This window comes from Acinetobacter sp. ANC 3813 (assembly GCF_002135435.1).
Taxonomy (GTDB): domain Bacteria; phylum Pseudomonadota; class Gammaproteobacteria; order Pseudomonadales; family Moraxellaceae; genus Acinetobacter.
Genome location: NZ_NEGK01000003.1, coordinates 36756 through 52472, shown reverse-complemented (window position 1 = coordinate 52472; position 15717 = coordinate 36756). Strand labels below are relative to the sequence as shown.

13 protein-coding genes are annotated in these 15717 nt (G+C 41.5%); 12 read left to right on the top strand and 1 reads right to left on the bottom strand.

Features of this window, described 5'->3' with window-relative positions; all coding sequences use genetic code 11:
* Positions 1-57: 57 nt before the first annotated feature.
* From B9T34_RS05190 to B9T34_RS05170, 5 genes are all read left to right on the top strand, one after another.
* The gene (locus B9T34_RS05190) at positions 58-882 is read left to right on the top strand and encodes a hypothetical protein (RefSeq protein WP_086212109.1); all 825 of its coding nucleotides are present in this window, start codon (positions 58-60) and stop codon (positions 880-882) included.
* Between the two features lie 2 nt (positions 883-884).
* On the top strand, positions 885-2429 hold the full coding sequence (locus B9T34_RS05185; RefSeq protein ID WP_086212108.1) for a GH3 family domain-containing protein: 1545 nt from the start codon (positions 885-887) through the stop codon (positions 2427-2429).
* Positions 2430-2439: 10 nt separating this feature from the next.
* Entirely contained in the window at positions 2440-3609 is a 1170-nt protein-coding gene (locus B9T34_RS05180; protein WP_086212107.1) for a GNAT family N-acetyltransferase, read from the top strand.
* A gap of 114 nt (positions 3610-3723) precedes the next feature.
* Positions 3724-5016: a DUF945 family protein gene (locus B9T34_RS05175; RefSeq protein ID WP_086212106.1), complete on the top strand. Its 1293-nt coding sequence runs from the start codon at positions 3724-3726 to the stop codon at positions 5014-5016.
* A 220-nt stretch (positions 5017-5236) separates the two neighbouring features.
* On the top strand, positions 5237-5677 hold the full coding sequence (locus B9T34_RS05170) for a hypothetical protein (RefSeq protein WP_086212105.1): 441 nt from the start codon (positions 5237-5239) through the stop codon (positions 5675-5677).
* Between the two features lie 51 nt (positions 5678-5728).
* On the opposite strand, the gene rlmKL is transcribed toward B9T34_RS05170, so the two are convergent.
* Entirely contained in the window at positions 5729-7933 is a 2205-nt protein-coding gene (rlmKL, locus tag B9T34_RS05165) for a bifunctional 23S rRNA (guanine(2069)-N(7))-methyltransferase RlmK/23S rRNA (guanine(2445)-N(2))-methyltransferase RlmL (protein ID WP_086212104.1), read from the bottom strand.
* Positions 7934-8185: 252 nt separating this feature from the next.
* Here rlmKL and B9T34_RS05160 point away from each other — a divergent pair, with 252 nt between their 5' ends.
* The 7 genes from B9T34_RS05160 (at position 8186) to B9T34_RS05130 (ending at position 15611) form a co-directional block, all read left to right on the top strand.
* Positions 8186-8551 (top strand): hypothetical protein, encoded by a 366-nt coding sequence (locus B9T34_RS05160; protein WP_086212103.1) that lies wholly within the window; start codon positions 8186-8188, stop codon positions 8549-8551.
* A 346-nt stretch (positions 8552-8897) separates the two neighbouring features.
* Entirely contained in the window at positions 8898-9914 is a 1017-nt protein-coding gene (locus B9T34_RS05155) for an aspartate carbamoyltransferase catalytic subunit (RefSeq protein ID WP_086212102.1), read from the top strand.
* 9 nt (positions 9915-9923) lie between these two features.
* Positions 9924-11159, top strand: a complete 1236-nt coding sequence (locus B9T34_RS05150; protein ID WP_086212101.1) for a dihydroorotase — start codon at positions 9924-9926, stop codon at positions 11157-11159.
* Positions 11160-11333: 174 nt separating this feature from the next.
* Positions 11334-12791 carry an OmpA family protein gene (locus B9T34_RS05145; RefSeq protein WP_086212100.1) on the top strand — a complete coding sequence of 486 codons (1458 nt, stop codon included), beginning with the start codon at positions 11334-11336 and terminating at the stop codon, positions 12789-12791.
* Between the two features lie 155 nt (positions 12792-12946).
* Positions 12947-13987 carry a DUF1311 domain-containing protein gene (locus tag B9T34_RS05140; protein ID WP_228147404.1) on the top strand — a complete coding sequence of 347 codons (1041 nt, stop codon included), beginning with the start codon at positions 12947-12949 and terminating at the stop codon, positions 13985-13987.
* A gap of 133 nt (positions 13988-14120) precedes the next feature.
* Positions 14121-14900 carry a Rossmann-like and DUF2520 domain-containing protein gene (locus B9T34_RS05135; RefSeq protein ID WP_086212099.1) on the top strand — a complete coding sequence of 260 codons (780 nt, stop codon included), beginning with the start codon at positions 14121-14123 and terminating at the stop codon, positions 14898-14900.
* A 39-nt stretch (positions 14901-14939) separates the two neighbouring features.
* Positions 14940-15611: an SAM-dependent methyltransferase gene (locus tag B9T34_RS05130; RefSeq protein WP_086212098.1), complete on the top strand. Its 672-nt coding sequence runs from the start codon at positions 14940-14942 to the stop codon at positions 15609-15611.
* Positions 15612-15717 lie beyond the last annotated feature (106 nt).

Sequence of the window (15717 nt, the reverse complement as noted above, 5' to 3'; positions counted from 1 at the left end):
CAGCTGTTAAAAACAAAAAAAATATTGCCCACATTCTGGGTAACAGGGATAAGTATTATGATGGAATTTAAGCTTTTGCGCCGTTTAAAGAATGAGCCATATAGTGAATATAAATTATCTGCAGAAATTTCAGTCCAAGATTTAAAGCGTATGTATGGCATTTACCAGAAATACTATGCAAATACTTCTTATGAAATTTTTGAAAGTGATTTCCTGAAAAAAACAGGTGTATTTCTAATCCGTGAGCCGAAAAACAAACACATTGTTGGTTTTTCAACTATTTTGGAGCGTGATTTTTTAGTCGACGGTAAAGCGCAGCATGCCTTTTTCAGCGGCGATACAATTATTGAACAAGAGTACTGGGGCAGCCGTGCATTACAGCGCGCCATGTACCGCTACATTATTACCTATAAAATACGCCATCCATTTAGCCCAGCATATTGGATTCTGATTTCAAAAGGCTTCAAAACGTATTTGCTGCTGGCCAATAATTATTACAGCTATTACCCGCATTATGGCAATAAAAATGACCGCTTAGAGGAATATGTCACGTCTTATTGCGAGCAGTATTTCAGTGAATATTATGATCCTAAAACAGAACTGATTAATTTTGGCAGCGACTATCAGCCTCTTAAGGGGGATGTAGCGCCAATTACCAAAGAAATGCGTCTGAAAAATCAGAAGATTGAATTTTTTGAAAATAAAAACCCGACTTGGGAAGATGGTACAGAACTGCCATGTATTGGTGAAATTACATGGTTTGATATGTACCGATACGTCGAGCGTTTTCTGAGTAAATTAGACAGTAAGGGTAAAGGAGACGGCAAAAAGAAAGCCAAACCAGCTCTGCATATTGCAGACTCTAGCTCTAAGGTGGCATAACGATGGGTATGTTGCTTCTTGCTTCTCATCGGGTTTTAGAGTTTGCATGCCGAAGCGCATTTCAGCGCTATCGGCAGCAGGCGGTGCAGCTGGAATTGGTGCAGCGCAAAAAGCTCAAACATTTATTACAGCAACATACAGGTCAGCGCTTGACCTATGAGCAATTTGCCAAAAAATACCCGCTGACGAGATATGCAGACTGGAAATTTAATATTGAGCAATCTCGGAGAAGCGGCAAAAATTATTTAAGCGCAGAAAAGGTTGTGCGTTTTCAGCCAACCAGCGGTTCCAGTGAGGCGCTGAAGTTTATTCCGTACACCCAAACGTTTTTAAATGAATTAGATCAAGCCATCGGTCTTTGGCTCAGCAGTTTATACAGTCAATATCCTAAGCTTAGAAATTCTACACATTATTGGTCTGTTTCATGGCTGCCCGAAAGCCAGCGTAAGCTATTGGAAAATGACAATTTAAATGATGATAGCGCTTTGCTGAATGTGACTAAGCGTTTGCTCAGCAAGATTACGCAGTCGGTTCCTGTAGAAATTGCACTGGCAGAGTCAGCGGAAGATGCTATGTTTGCTACCGTGACTTATTTGGCAGCAGATAAGCATTTAGGCATGATCTCAGTGTGGAGCCCAACATTTGCGTTGCAGCTGTTTGACATCATTGAGGCTCATAATGCAGAAATTTCAGAGACTTTGCGTACCGGGAAATGGAGCCGCAAAGGCTTAAAATTTTTAAATGCGCCAAAATCCTGTGAGCAGAGCTACAAGTTAAAATATCTAGATTTTCAAAGTTCAGAGGCCTGGAAAAATCTGTGGCCTAAACTCACTTTAATTTCCAGCTGGGATACCGCAAGCGCTGCGCAATGGGCAGCCCAGCTGCAGCAGCGGGTTGCAGGTGTGTCTTTTGAAGGCAAAGGCTTATGGGCAACTGAAGGCGTGGTGACTTTACCTTTTGATGGTCAGTATCCTTTAAGTTATCAGTCGCATTTTTATGAGTTTTTGCTTAAAGATTCTGAAATCCCGATTCCAAGCTGGCAGCTCAAGCAAGGCGATATAGTCAGTCCTGTCATTACGACTGGTTCTGGGCTGATCCGTTATGTTATTGATGATGAACTGGAAGTAACAGGTTTTTATCAGCAGATCCCATGCTTTAAATTCTTAGGCAGGAAAATGACGGTTGATCTGGTGGGTGAAAAACTTGACCATAGCGCAGCTGTCAATGTATTAAGCCAATTCAAGTTTGAAGATTATGTGCCGATTACGCTGCTCGGAATTGAAAACTGTAGCCGTAAAAAACCGCATTATGTCTTGCTTAGTGAAGGCAATAGTCAGCATCAGCCATCATCTGCTCAGCTGGATGAGTCCTTAAAGCGCAATTTTCATTATGAGTTGGCGCGTAATCTTGGGCAATTGGATGAGCCTGAGATCAAGCATGTTGAGGATGCATGGCAGTATTATAAAACGCTGGCCATGCACAATGGCATGATCGAAGGCAATATTAAGCCTGAACCATTAAAAAAAATGAAAACAATCATAGATTAGGCATTTTGTCATGAACGCTGAAGTATCGAATACGCTAGCTGATAACTTTGAAAAGCAATACCGTTCACCAAGGGTTCCAAACTTTTATGTGCGTGCAGCAACGCAGCAAGACGACGCACAATTAGGCAAACTGATTTCAGAGCATATGCCCAGCAATGGCATGATCTTGTCTTATGAGCGTAATCCGAGCTATATCAGTGCTTCGAAGACACAGTATAACCGTCCAGATATCCGAGTGGTCGTGCCTGAGCATCAGCCAAATAAAGTGGTGGGTATGATGAATCTGGGCTGGAAATACTGCTTTGTAAATGGCAAATCAGATGTACTGCGCTATGTCTCTGATCTGCGTTTAGATCAGGATTACCGCGGGCAGAAGATTCTGCATTTGCTGATGGACTATCTGCAGGATGAATTGCCAAAAGACGGCATGCTGCAAAGTATTGTTCTCGAAGGCAATGTTGCAGCGCGTGAAATTTTGCATCAAAAACGTAAAGGCTTTCCGACACCTTATCATTATGATGATATTCAAACATTTATGGTGTCTCAGGTGCAAAAGCCTGCATCTTATGGGTTGTTTAAGTTTGAGCGTTTAACTGCGGACAAGATTCCAGCAGTGAATGACTTTGTGCAGTCGATGCAAGCTCATTACAATTTTTTGCCTAATTATGATTTTAGCGGCTTACTGGATGGTCAGCATGCCTTTTGGCGAGGCTTGAAGCTGGAAGATTTTCATTTGGCTTATAATCTGGACAATCAGCTGGTGGGTATTTATGGTTTATGGAATCAGAAATCTTTTAAACAATCGCGTGTGGTGCATTATTCATGGCCAATGAAGTTCGCCAAGCCATTTTATAATGTGTATGCGCAAGTGAAAGGGGCGCTGCTGCTGCCCAAACAGGATGGCGCTATAAATTATTTAATGCTGCATAGCGCTTTATGCCATCCTCAGCATTTACAAGTATTCAGCAGTTTGCTTTATCATGCGAAATGTCAGATGCATCAATATCGCAAGCGTGCATTTTGTATTACCTTAGCCAAAAATGATCCGCGAATTCAGCAGATGCAGCGTACCCACTCTTATACTATTCAAGCAATTCACTCTTTTCACAGCTTCCAAGGCAATCCTTTTGAGTGCTTTGACCGTTCAAAAATCAGTTATTTTGAATGTGGCCGGATTTAATGAGGAAGATGACTTATTTTGCGCTAATTGCTACTTTGTATTAAATATGTGTTCTATTTGTAATTAATCTTAAATATACTGTACCCATAGAATAAACAAAAGATTGAGTACAAGATGTCAAAGATAATTTTGGGGGCAGGTTGTCTTTTAGCATTGGCTGCTTCAGGTGCTGGTGCAAATTGGTATGCAGATAAAAAGTTAGCGGACTATTATGAGCATGCTGAAATTTCGAAAGCGCTTGAAGAGTTAGAAGTCAGATACAGCAATATTCAATTGGGCATGATGAAAGGCTCGGCAGATTGGGAAATTACACTCATTCTCGATCCGTGCAAGCCTAAAGATGTGATCGTACTGCAAGGTAAGGATCAGATCCAAAAAAAATGGAATGGCTATAATATTGAGTCTAGTTTTAAGGTTAAGTCTGGCAGTGAAAAAATTAAAGCGGCTTTGAAAGGGGAGCAGCATATACAGACCCATATTAACTGGATGGGAAAAACAAAATCTACGGTTCATCTCCCTCGTATTGATACTCAGAATCAAGGTGTGCATATGCGTCTTGAACCAAGTTTGATCTCTATCTATTCTGAGTCTGCCGCGCAGGATGAGTCAGAAGTTTCTAAGGTTGTTTTTGAATTACCGGCCTTAACGGTCACAGAAGGTCAGATCCAAATATTGGCGCAAAATATTAAATTAGACTCAAATCAAGGGCTGGGTGAAAAAGAAATCCGTGACGGACATACGCATTTTTCAATAGGTGCATTTCAGCGTATAGATAAGCAGTTTTCTGGGAAATTTAAAAATTTTGAAATGCTGATGAATACAGAGGTTAAAGACAGCCGCGTAACTTTAGATGGCAGTTTTAAAATAGGGGAGCTGACGCTTCCAAGCACGCCATTAATCAAAGACATGACGATTAACTTAGCGTTAAGCAATATCAAAACTCAGGACCTGAATTCGCTGTCGGCTGTCTGGGATAAATCTCAAAACAGCTGTGAAAGTTCTGAATTGATGCAGGCGGACGTATCGCAAGCTTTTTTAAATCTAGTTAATGAGGGCATGGAATTTAAGTCAGAGAATCAGCTGAGTATGAGCGATGGGACTGCAAGTGCAAAACTGGAAGGTAAGCTGATGCCAGGCCATCAAGGTTCACTTTCAGCATTTGCGAAAATGCTGCCAAATCTACTGTCCTTTAAGGCCAATTTGGCATTTGATAAAAATATCTATCGAACAGTGATGAACAGTTATGCTCAAGCTTCTACAGGAAAAATGCTGACGGAGCCAGATATTGAGCAGGCATTCAGCAGCTTAGAGGCTTCAGGTCAGGCCAAGCGGGATGGTGATCAGCTGAAAATGCTGCTGGAATATCAATTTGGTCAAAAGCAGTTTTTAGATCCAGATAAAAATTAATTTTAAATCTGTCTTATTGCAATAAAAAGCCGCTTTTAAGCGGCTTTTTTGATTCGAAGGCGATGCACTTTGTCTGAAATATTAATTTATATATCATGTGCTTAAGATATTTTTACGCGTAATTTGTGTGTTCTGTCGGAGAAATTTTATACAGATATTGTTTTGAATAATAAAAATCGTTAGCGTCATAAGGCTATAAAAATAAAAGGGAATTAATGAGATGACATATAAAAGCCGACGGTATTTATTATTTAGAACAGCAGTGTTGGGTGCAATTTTATCTGCATTGGCAATATCTACAGCATCTGCAAAAACAGCATTATCTGACCAGACTTTAGAAAATGCAGTGAGAATGAAAGGAGCGTTTAATCAGGAAGTTTTAATGCGGGCATCTGAAAATTTTGAGCAGAATCAAGCCGATCAGCGCGCAGATATGAGCGCAAGGATTGACCGTAATAATCAGCAAATACAGGAAATCAGTTTGGATGGCTCTGAAATGAGCCAATATTTGACGCAGAAAAAGCGCGCTGGACAAAATCCACAGGTTGTTGACGCTGTAAAACGTTTGGATATGACGCATGTTGTTCATCACATTTCAGATGAAAACATTACGATTTCTTATCCGGATGGTTTAGTGGTGGAAATGAAGCCTTATAAATAGGCTTCATGTCTTGATGGCTGGGCTTAAGTCATTAAGCCCAGCCTTTAAAACTTATACTGGAAAGTGCTGAATTTTCCATGCACGGTGAATTTTGGTGTTGCGTTTGAAGTCTAAGCCAATGGTTTCATTGCTGATTTCTTTGACATCAAACATGGCTTCAATTTCTTCATCCATCTCAAAACCACGGTAGTTATTTGAGAAATACAGCGTACCGTCTGTGGTCAAACGGTTCATTGCACGTTTAAGCAAAGAGATGTGGTCACGCTGCACATCAAAAGTGCCATAGAACTTTTTAGAGTTCGAGAAAGTTGGCGGATCAATAAAGATCAGGTCATATTGCTCATGGCCTTCTTTCAGCCATTCAAAACAATCGCTGGCAAAGAATTGATGCTGTTCATCTACATGGTCTACAGTCAGGCCGTTTAAAACAAAGTTTTCTTTAGACCAGTTTAAGTAGGTGTTTGACAGATCGACACTGGTGGTGCTGGCTGCGCCGCCCAATGCTGCATGCAGACTTGCAGTAGAGGTGTAGCTATAAAGGTTAAGGAAGTGTTTTCCTTTGGCTTCAGCTGCAATGCGCAGACGCATTTGACGGTGATCTAGGAATAGGCCAGTGTCTAAATAGTCAGTTAGATTCACTAAAATCTTAGCTTTGCCTTCCTGCACAATAAAGCGCTTCGATGCAGTGCTTTGTTTGCTGTACTGGGTTTTGCCTTCTTGACGCGCACGGGTTTTAATAAAAATCGCATCACGCGGAAGGCCAGTGACTGAACGGATTGCCTGCAGCGCTAAATTAAAGCGCTTTTTCGCTTTTTCTGGATCAATTGTTTTAGGTGGCGCATATTCCTGCACGTGCAAGCGGTCGCCGTATAAGTCAACAGCAACATTAAAGTCAGGCAAGTCAGCATCATATAAACGCAAACAGAAGATATTTTCTTTAACTGCCCATTTTTTCAGATTTTGCATGTTTTTTTGCAGGCGGTTGGTAAAGTCTTCTGCGCCTTCAATGGCATCAAACTGAAGTGGCTGCCAAGTTGCTAAGAAGGGCTGTGCAGCGGCAACAGGCTTGATTACACCAAAGCGGACATAAATCGGCAATTTACCATTCATCAAGCGCAGAATCTGCGGCTCATTGAATGCCAGTACATCCGCCTGCTCAACAGCTGCTGCAATAACCGCTGCATATTGATTCGGGAAATTCTTTTGCAGTAATGCAGATAAACCTAAATACAGCGCACGGTTAGAGGCTTTATCACCTAAACGCTCGCCGTAAGGCGGGTTAGTAACGACAAAAGCGCTTTTGCCTTCTGCTTGGAAATCCGGCCAATCAGCAAGGGTACGCTCTTCAATTTTGATTTGATCGAGTACGGATTCAAAGCCCGCTGCGATGATATTTTGTTTTGTCGCTTTAATCGCTTCCCAGTCTGCATCAAAGGCATAGAATTTTGGCAGTTCCTGTTCTAAAGCTTTGGCATGGCGGTCAGCTGCTTCTGCTTTAATGCTCATCCATAAATCATTGTTATGGCCATTCCAGCCATTAAAGCCAAAACGGCGGACTAAACCAGGTGCGCGGTCCGTTAAAATCATGAGCGATTCAATGATGAAAGTCCCTGAACCGCACATAGGATCTAAAATAATTTCTGGATTGCGTTCTTTCAGTTTTGCTTTTTGCAGAATCGCAGCGGCTAAGTTTTCTTTAATTGGCGCATCTGTCATAAAGCGGCGGTAACCGCGTTTATGCAGTGAGTCACCGGATAAATCCAAGCAGTAAGTGTGCTCTTTTTTGCCTGCAAGGACATACAGCGTGATTTCAGGCTGTTTAATATCAATGCTTGGACGCTTGCCTACAGCTTCCATGAAAGAGTCAACCACACCATCTTTTACGCGCAAAGTTGCAAACTGGCTGTTTACTTTAATGTCGCGTTCAATATGCAGGCGCACTGCAAAGGTGCTTTGCGGTGCAAAAATTAAAGACCAGTCAAAGCTGATTGCACCTTCATAAAGCTCTTCTGCGACATCACGCGCATCATGAGTGAACTCAAGTTCATGTGTATGAATTGGCATTAATACACGTGAAGCGAGACGTGACCACATGCAAATGCGGTATGCATCTTCTAATACACCTTTGAAAATCAAACGACCCGGGAATTGTTCAATTTCTTGAACACCTAAACCTTCAATTTCCTCACGGAGTAAGGTTTCCAGTCCATCTGCACAGGTGACCCAGTATGAAGAAAGACGCGGTTTCGAATTCATGTAAATTTCCAAAGGCAAAAAAGCAATCGCATATTTTAACGTATTTTCATCTTTTTGGGCGGATCATCTGCATGGGTTTTGTGAGAAATATTCATCAGTTGGATTATGTTAAAAATAAGCAAAACACCTATGTGTTAAATATTATTCACGTAATTGGTATACATCTTGCTTAAACCTGTACGGAATTTATGCAAATTAAAAATTGCAAAGTATCCAGAGTAAAAAATTTATATTTATAAGGCAGGGGGATTTATGCTGGGAATTTTTCGTGAAGACAGCAAAAACAGTTCGGATGCTTTTTCAGCAGCGACGTTATTTTATGCGCGGCTGCGCAGAGTCACTGGCCGTGTTGTCGATGTGCTGTATATTGTAGAAAATAAAGAGTACGCAAGATATGTAATTGAAATTGCATATAAAGCTGGGGATACAGAACTTGATCGCCTGATTCGCCGCTTACATGATGCACTCGATTTAACCGCTTATGAAGAGCCAGCGGCTCCAGTTTTATTGACGGATGAAATCAAAACCTTAGAACCTGTATATCAAGATGAGGCAGTCACAGAAGAAGAAATCTATAAAGCGCAAGTTTCGCATCATTATATTGGTGCGCTGCGTTAATTTTTTTCCCGAAAAAATTTGAGTTTGGGACAGGCTTTAAAATCCGTCACTTTTTAAAGCCTGATTTTTTTATCAATCAGTAAATTTAAGATTTTCTTTTGAGTCAAAAGCTATTCATTTAATAGATAAAATAGGCGGCCACTCAAAGCAGTAAAAGTGAAGAAACGGCTACAGCAAAGGAACCATTTTAAAGATTTTGTTTAATTTATCTAATTGAATTTACGCATAGGAATCAAGAAATTGATTTTTTATTCCTGCTCAGAAAATGTGTAACTGCTGAAAACTTCAACTGCCAAAACAAAGGATTCTCTGTATAATGCGTTAACTTAACGATAAGGAATCTCTCATGCACTTGGCGGCATTGCATACACCGAGCCAGATTCAACTCAACAAAGATGGTCACCTTAAACACTTCCTTACCATCGACGGTTTATCTAAAGAAACCCTAACTAAAATATTGGACACTGCGCAGTCCTTTTTTAATGACCAAAATCAGCTCATTACCAATAATCTGCTAGAAGGCCGTACGGTAATGAACCTGTTTTTTGAAAATTCTACCCGTACCAGAACAACCTTTGAAGCAGCTGCAAAACGCCTTTCTGCTAATGTGCTGAATATTGATATTGCGCGTTCAAGCACCTCTAAAGGTGAGACACTGCGCGATACACTGTGGAATTTGGAAGCAATGGCAACGGATATTTTCGTTGTCCGCCATTCGTCTTCTGGCGCTGCACATTTTATTGCCAAAGATGTCTGTCCGAATGTTGCAATCATTAATGCAGGTGATGGCCGCCATGCGCACCCAACTCAGGCGATGCTGGATATGCTGACCATCCGCCGTCAAACAAAAAAGAAATTTGAAGACATCAGCATTGCGATTATTGGCGATATTAAACATTCACGTGTAGCGCGTTCTGATGTAGCTGCACTGCAGACATTAGGCTGTAAAGACATCCGTGTTGTTGCGCCAAATACCTTGCTGCCATACGGTTTTGATGAATATGGTGAAGGCGTCCGACTATTTAACAATATGGAAGACGGTATTCGTGACTGTGATGTGATTATTACCTTGCGGATTCAAAATGAACGTATTGATTCTCCAGCACTGTCTTCGCAAGCAGAATTTTACAAAATGTACGGTTTGAATAAAGAGCGTTTGGCTTTGGCTAAACCGGATTGCATCGTGATGCACCCAGGCCCAATGAACCGCGGTGTGGAAATTGATTCCAGCATTGCAGATGGTTCACAGTCTGTCATTTTACATCAGGTAACGAATGGTATTGCCGTGCGTATGGCTGTACTGGCTTTGTCTATGCAAGGCCAGTTGCAGGAACAGGGTTTAATTGAAGCGATTGCGGTGTAAGGGAAAGTCATGACTATTGTAAAAATTGAAAATGTACGTGTCCTTGACCCAATCCATAAAACGGACAGTGTACAAACGGTATGTATCGAAAACGGTAAAATTGTTGCCGAAAATGCTCAAGCCGCTGAAACGATTGATGGCCAAGGTCTATGGCTGATGCCAACCATGGTGGACCTCTGCGCGCGTATGCGTGAACCCGGCCAGCAGCAGCACGGCACTTTAAAATCTGAAGGTAAAGCGGCGCGTGAAAATGGTATTTTGCATGTGTTTACGCCGCCTGACTCTCAGCCGATTGTTCAAGACAATGGTGCGCTGATTCATGGCTTGGTCGAAAAAGCCATGCTGGATGGCGGCATTTATCTGCAGGTTATTGGCGCACAAACGCAAGGTTTGAAGGGCAATCAGCCTGCGAATATGGCCGGTTTGAAAAAGGGCGGCTGTACTGCAGTTTCAAATGCCAATGCGCCTTTTGCCGATGATGATGTGGTGATTCGTACCTTGGAATATGCAGCTGGCTTAGATATGACTGTCGTATTCTATGCAGAAGAGCCGCAAATTGCTAAAGATGGCTGTGTGCATGAAGGTTTTGTCGCTTCACGTCAAGGTTTGCCAATGATTCCAGCCTTGGCTGAAACGGTTGCGATTGCAAAATACTTATTAATGATTGAAGCCACAAAAGTACGCGCTCACTTTGGATTGCTGTCTTGCGGCGCATCAGTTGAATTAATAAAAATTGCGAAAGCCAAGGGTTTGCCGGTAACTTGTGATGTGGCAATGCACCAGCTGCATTTAACCGATCAACTGATTGATGGCTTCAATGCTTTGGCGCATGTTCGTCCGCCGCTGCGTTCAGAACAAGACAAGCAGCTGCTGCGTCAAGGCCTAAAAGAGGGTGTGATTGATGCCATTACAACGCATCATGAGCCGTTAAGCAGTTCTGCAAAAATGGCGCCATTTGCAGAAACCCTGCCTGGTTTTACTGCCTTTGATACTTTTGTCCCTTTTGGTGTGCAGTTGATTAATGAAGGTTTATTCGAACCTTTGGAATGGGTTGGAAAAGTAACAGTAGCCCCAGCAAAAGTGGCGAATATGTACGATCGCTGGGTACAGGAGTCTGGCTGGATTTTAGTCAATCCATCATTGGAATGGACATTAAATAAAGACACTATTGTTTCAAATGGTAAAAATACACCATTAATTCATCAGACTGTAATTGGTAAAACAGTAAAAACTTTTACAGTATAAATGTCGTTTTTTCAGTTATTTAAAAGCCAGCATCTGCTGGCTTTTTTTATACCTTTTAGGGCCTTGCCAGATCATACAATTTATTACAGACACATTTGAGGAAGGGCATAGACTGATCAATAAATATGCAAAACATTACAACAAAATCAATTGCAAGAGCGAAGGATAAAGCCGATGAACACGATTATTGATCTATTGAGACAACAGGTATCATCTATTGTCTTAGACGGTGAAACACAGTTTCTATCAGAAAAAAGCAATGCACTCAGTTCTTTTTATCCCATTTTACTCAGTATCTTAAAATCCAAGCCAGGGTTGCTGGATACGTTAAAAAATCACCTTAATCCTAGGCTCGGAGATTTGCTGGGCGGTAATTCTGCAATCAAAACTCAATTGTTGGACACGATTCGAGGCTCAGCGCCAGCAGATGAAATTGAAGGGACACTTACTAAATCATTGCTGCCCACCTTAGGGTTCTTGGAAAATCAGGCGGGTTCTTCAGACCCTGAAGCGATTCAGCATTTGCTGAATACGCAGGAAGATTCAATTAAAAGCGCCTTGCCCGCATGGGCATTGCCGATTTTATCTGCTTTGGGTATAGGCACAGCAACGGCAGGAACGCTCCATCAATCCCCTACGCTGACAGAGCCTGTAGTGACAGAGAAAAAATCCAGTTCATGGCTTCCGCTCATTGCATTAATTATATTGGCGCTGCTGGCTGGATTATGGTTTAAATCATGTTCGAATAAAAACAAGGTTGAAGAAACTGCGCCGCCTGTGCAAAGTGCCGCTACGCAGCCTGCTTCATTACAGCTGAGCACCAATGAAAAAGGTGAGCTGATGAGCTGTCAGGCCTATGTGAATAACAGCAGCTTTATTGATATCCTGCATCAGCAAGTGAAGCAAATTTTTAATAGTCCTATGGGATGCGGCGCTTCAGCAGAGGCCGCTTACCACAGTGAGTTTATCGATCAGGATGCCATTCCATCAGTATTGAAACTGCTTAAAGGCACACCAAATGCATCTTTGAATTGGGTCGGAGATCAGCTTTCAATTCAAACCGCTAATCCGCAAGATGCAGAACGTTTGGCAGCTGAAGTTAAAAAACTGGCTAAAAATATGAATGTATTGGTTCAGAAGCCAGCCGATGAAAGCACTACGGTAAATAACAGTATTTCTGATGCGCAAAAAGCGCTGGAGGCGATCCATCCAGATAATGTGAGGGCACTGGATGTTGCTACAGCACTGAATTTGCAAATTATTAACTTTGCAACAGGTTCATCTGCAATTCCAGAGGTGAATCAATCGATTCTGGATCAAGCCGCCGCGCTGATGCAGCGTGCAAAGCAGGTAGAGTTGACTGTAACTGGCCATACGGATGCCACTGGCAATGCCGATGCCAATAAAAAACTGTCACTGTCACGTGCGCAATCTGTAGTGGATTATCTGGTCAGTAAAGGTGTAGACCCAGCTCAGCTGCAGGCAGTAGGCATGGGGCAAGAAAAACCGATTGCAGACAATGCAACCAAAGAGGGTCAATTTAAAAACCGCCGTATCGAGTTTGAAGTACTGAACAAAGATACAGGTGTGGTACGTACTGTAGATGAGGAAGGTGTTAAACAGCAGCCTTAATCATAGGCAGTTCATAAAGTTTAAACCTAAATTCTAAAAAAACCTGCAATGCTCAACTCAAGTATTGCGGGGTTTTTTTTGCAATTTATATATGGAAAAGCGCATAGGTTTTTGTTTAAATACGGCAAAATTATAAAGCACCATGAGTATAAACAATGAACAATAAATTAATAATCGGTCTAATGTGTTCTGCAGCAATGTTTTCAGGCTGTGATTATTTTAAAAATAAAAAAGACCAAGTCAGTGAAACAGAGGCGCCAAAAGCGCAGGCAGTGACTGATTTCAGTTGTACAGCACCTGCCAACGTAGAACAGCTTCAGGATTATTTAAAAGAAGAATACTTGAAAGATTTAGATCAGCGTTTGCGTCATTCTAATTATGAAGCTGATCAGGCGCTTTTGGATAAAATCCGCAAGAACATCAAATTTGAATTGGGCCATATCAGTACCAAAACTGAAAATCCTGAACAGGCAAAAACACTAGACTGCAGCAGTTTAATCACAGCGATCTTACCGAATGGACTGCAAAAGCGTGCAGAAAATGCCTTTGCTGATGCTCCATGCGAAGAGTGTGAAGGTGAAGAATCAGATAAGTCTACTTTGCAGGATTATTACAGTAGTGCCTTTCCGAGCTTAACGCTGAAAAATGATCGTCTTAATGGTATTGAATTTGTTTATCATATTGAAAAATCGGATAAAGATGAAATTAGTCTGACGATTGAAAACCATGATGTTGTGAGCCAAGCTGCGCATCTGACAGAATTGGCTGTGCAATATGCTTCTTATATGAAAGCCAATGAACAGAACAAAGAATATTCGAAGCAATATGATGAGCAAAATGTTGCTGAAACAGCTTTAGCGCAAAAGGCTTTAGATGTGCGCCAAAAAGAAATAGATGGTGAGCAGAAGGCCGCGGTAGAACAGCTGAATATGACTTGGGACCGTTTTTCTCCAGAACAGAAAACCTCACTGCAGCAGGATCAGTCCGATTGGTTTGAAAAACGTGATGTTGACTGTAAAGTTTTATCGCAGAAAAGTGTTCATCAGCTCGATGAAAAAGATTTAGAAACATACCAAAAGAAATCCGAATATTGGAATGATGCAATGTATGCACAGAACCAAGCCATTCAGTACAGTAAATGCTTTATTCAAAAAACTAAAGAGCGTACTGTATATTTGAATAATGTATTTAACTAAGCACTATCGTGCGCTGATTTTTTTGAATTTTAGTCATTAATTTGCTGTGTTTATAAAAGGACGAATTGATTCGCCCTTTTTTTATAGGCATGCTTAGGCACAGTAAAAATTATGCAGTAAACACGGCAGAATTATGCGGATTAGTATTATAGGCGCTGGACGGGTGGCGCATCATTTGGCGCATGCGTTGAGCGCTCAGCATCAAATTATTCAAATTTATAGCCGAAGCGCAGATCGCGCTTCTATTTTGGCGGCTAAAATTGGCGCTTCTACAGCAGCATCGATAAGCAGTTTAGATGCTTCTATTGATTTATTAATCATTGCAGTGAGTGACAGCAGTATTGCAGATGTAATTCGTGAAGTGCATCCGCATTTGCCACAGACTTTAATTATACACACATCGGGCAGTACAGATTTAGCCCAATTGACGCAGGTGCATCAGCGTGCAGGTGTATTTTATCCCTTGCAGACGTTTAGCTTAGAACGGGAAGTTGACTGGTCGAATACCCCTATTTTTATCGAGGCTGTGCAAGCGCAGGATTTAAATGGGTTGACCCGCTTAGCAGAACAGCTCAGTCAGCGAGTGTATCAATATGATTCTGCACAGCGGCTGAGCCTGCACTTGGCTGCAGTATATGCCTGCAACTTTGCCAATTATTGCTACGATATGGCAAAGCAGCTTGTAGATGCCAAGCAGGTCGATTTTCAGCTGCTGTATCCTTTAATACTGGAAACCGCCCAGAAAGCCACCCAGTCTGATCCTAAAATGATGCAAACAGGCCCCGCAATGCGCAGTGATCAGAATATTATTGAGATGCACACGACTATGCTGCAGCAGGCGCAGTGCAATGACTTAAAAGAGGTCTATGCATTGATGAGTGAACAGATTTTAAAACGGCATCAATCAACTTAATTTTGTGGTCGCGATAAATAATCAGAAAAGGAAGGTACTTTGGCAAAGGATTTTTGCAGTCAGCAAGTCGTGGATGGTTATGATCAGCATATCCGTAAATTGATCCCGGGCTATGAGCTGATCCATCAGCAAATTTTGGCAATATTGCAAGCGCATTTGCCTAAACATGCACATGTGCTGATTATTGGCGCGGGAACGGGATATGAACTGAGCTATCTGCTGCAGGCTTTTCCGCAATGCACCTTTACGGTCACAGAATTGTCTCAGCCCATGCTGGATAAGGCAAAACAAGCTGTTTCAGAGTGGAATACTGATAATCGAGTTCAGTTTATTTTAGGCAGTCATACACATTTTGATTTTAAACCGCAATATGATGCGGTCCTATCTATTTTAGTGACCCACTTTGTGCCCTTTGCAAAAAAGCCTGAGTTTGTTAAGGCTGCACGGGCGAGTCTGAAATCAAATGGAATCTTTCTAAGCTTCGATTTAACCCAATTCAGTTTTGCTCAAGAAGCAGAATCTTTAAATCGGATTTGTTTAATGAATGGGCTAAGGGAACAGCAAGTTCAGGCCATGCAGAGCAGAATGAATGATGATTTCTATGCTTTAAGCTCTAATGAAACTTTAGAATTATTGAGTGAAGCAGGCTTTTCAAAAGTGAGCGCTTTCACCCAGATATTAAGCTATCAAGGTTTTATTGCGCAGCATTAAACAGAAGTATTCGATTGAAAATGTGGATTGAAGTACAAAAATAGGCATTTAAATCAAAACATAGATGCAGCATTTTAGAAATTTATGCTATTAAATGATTAGAAAT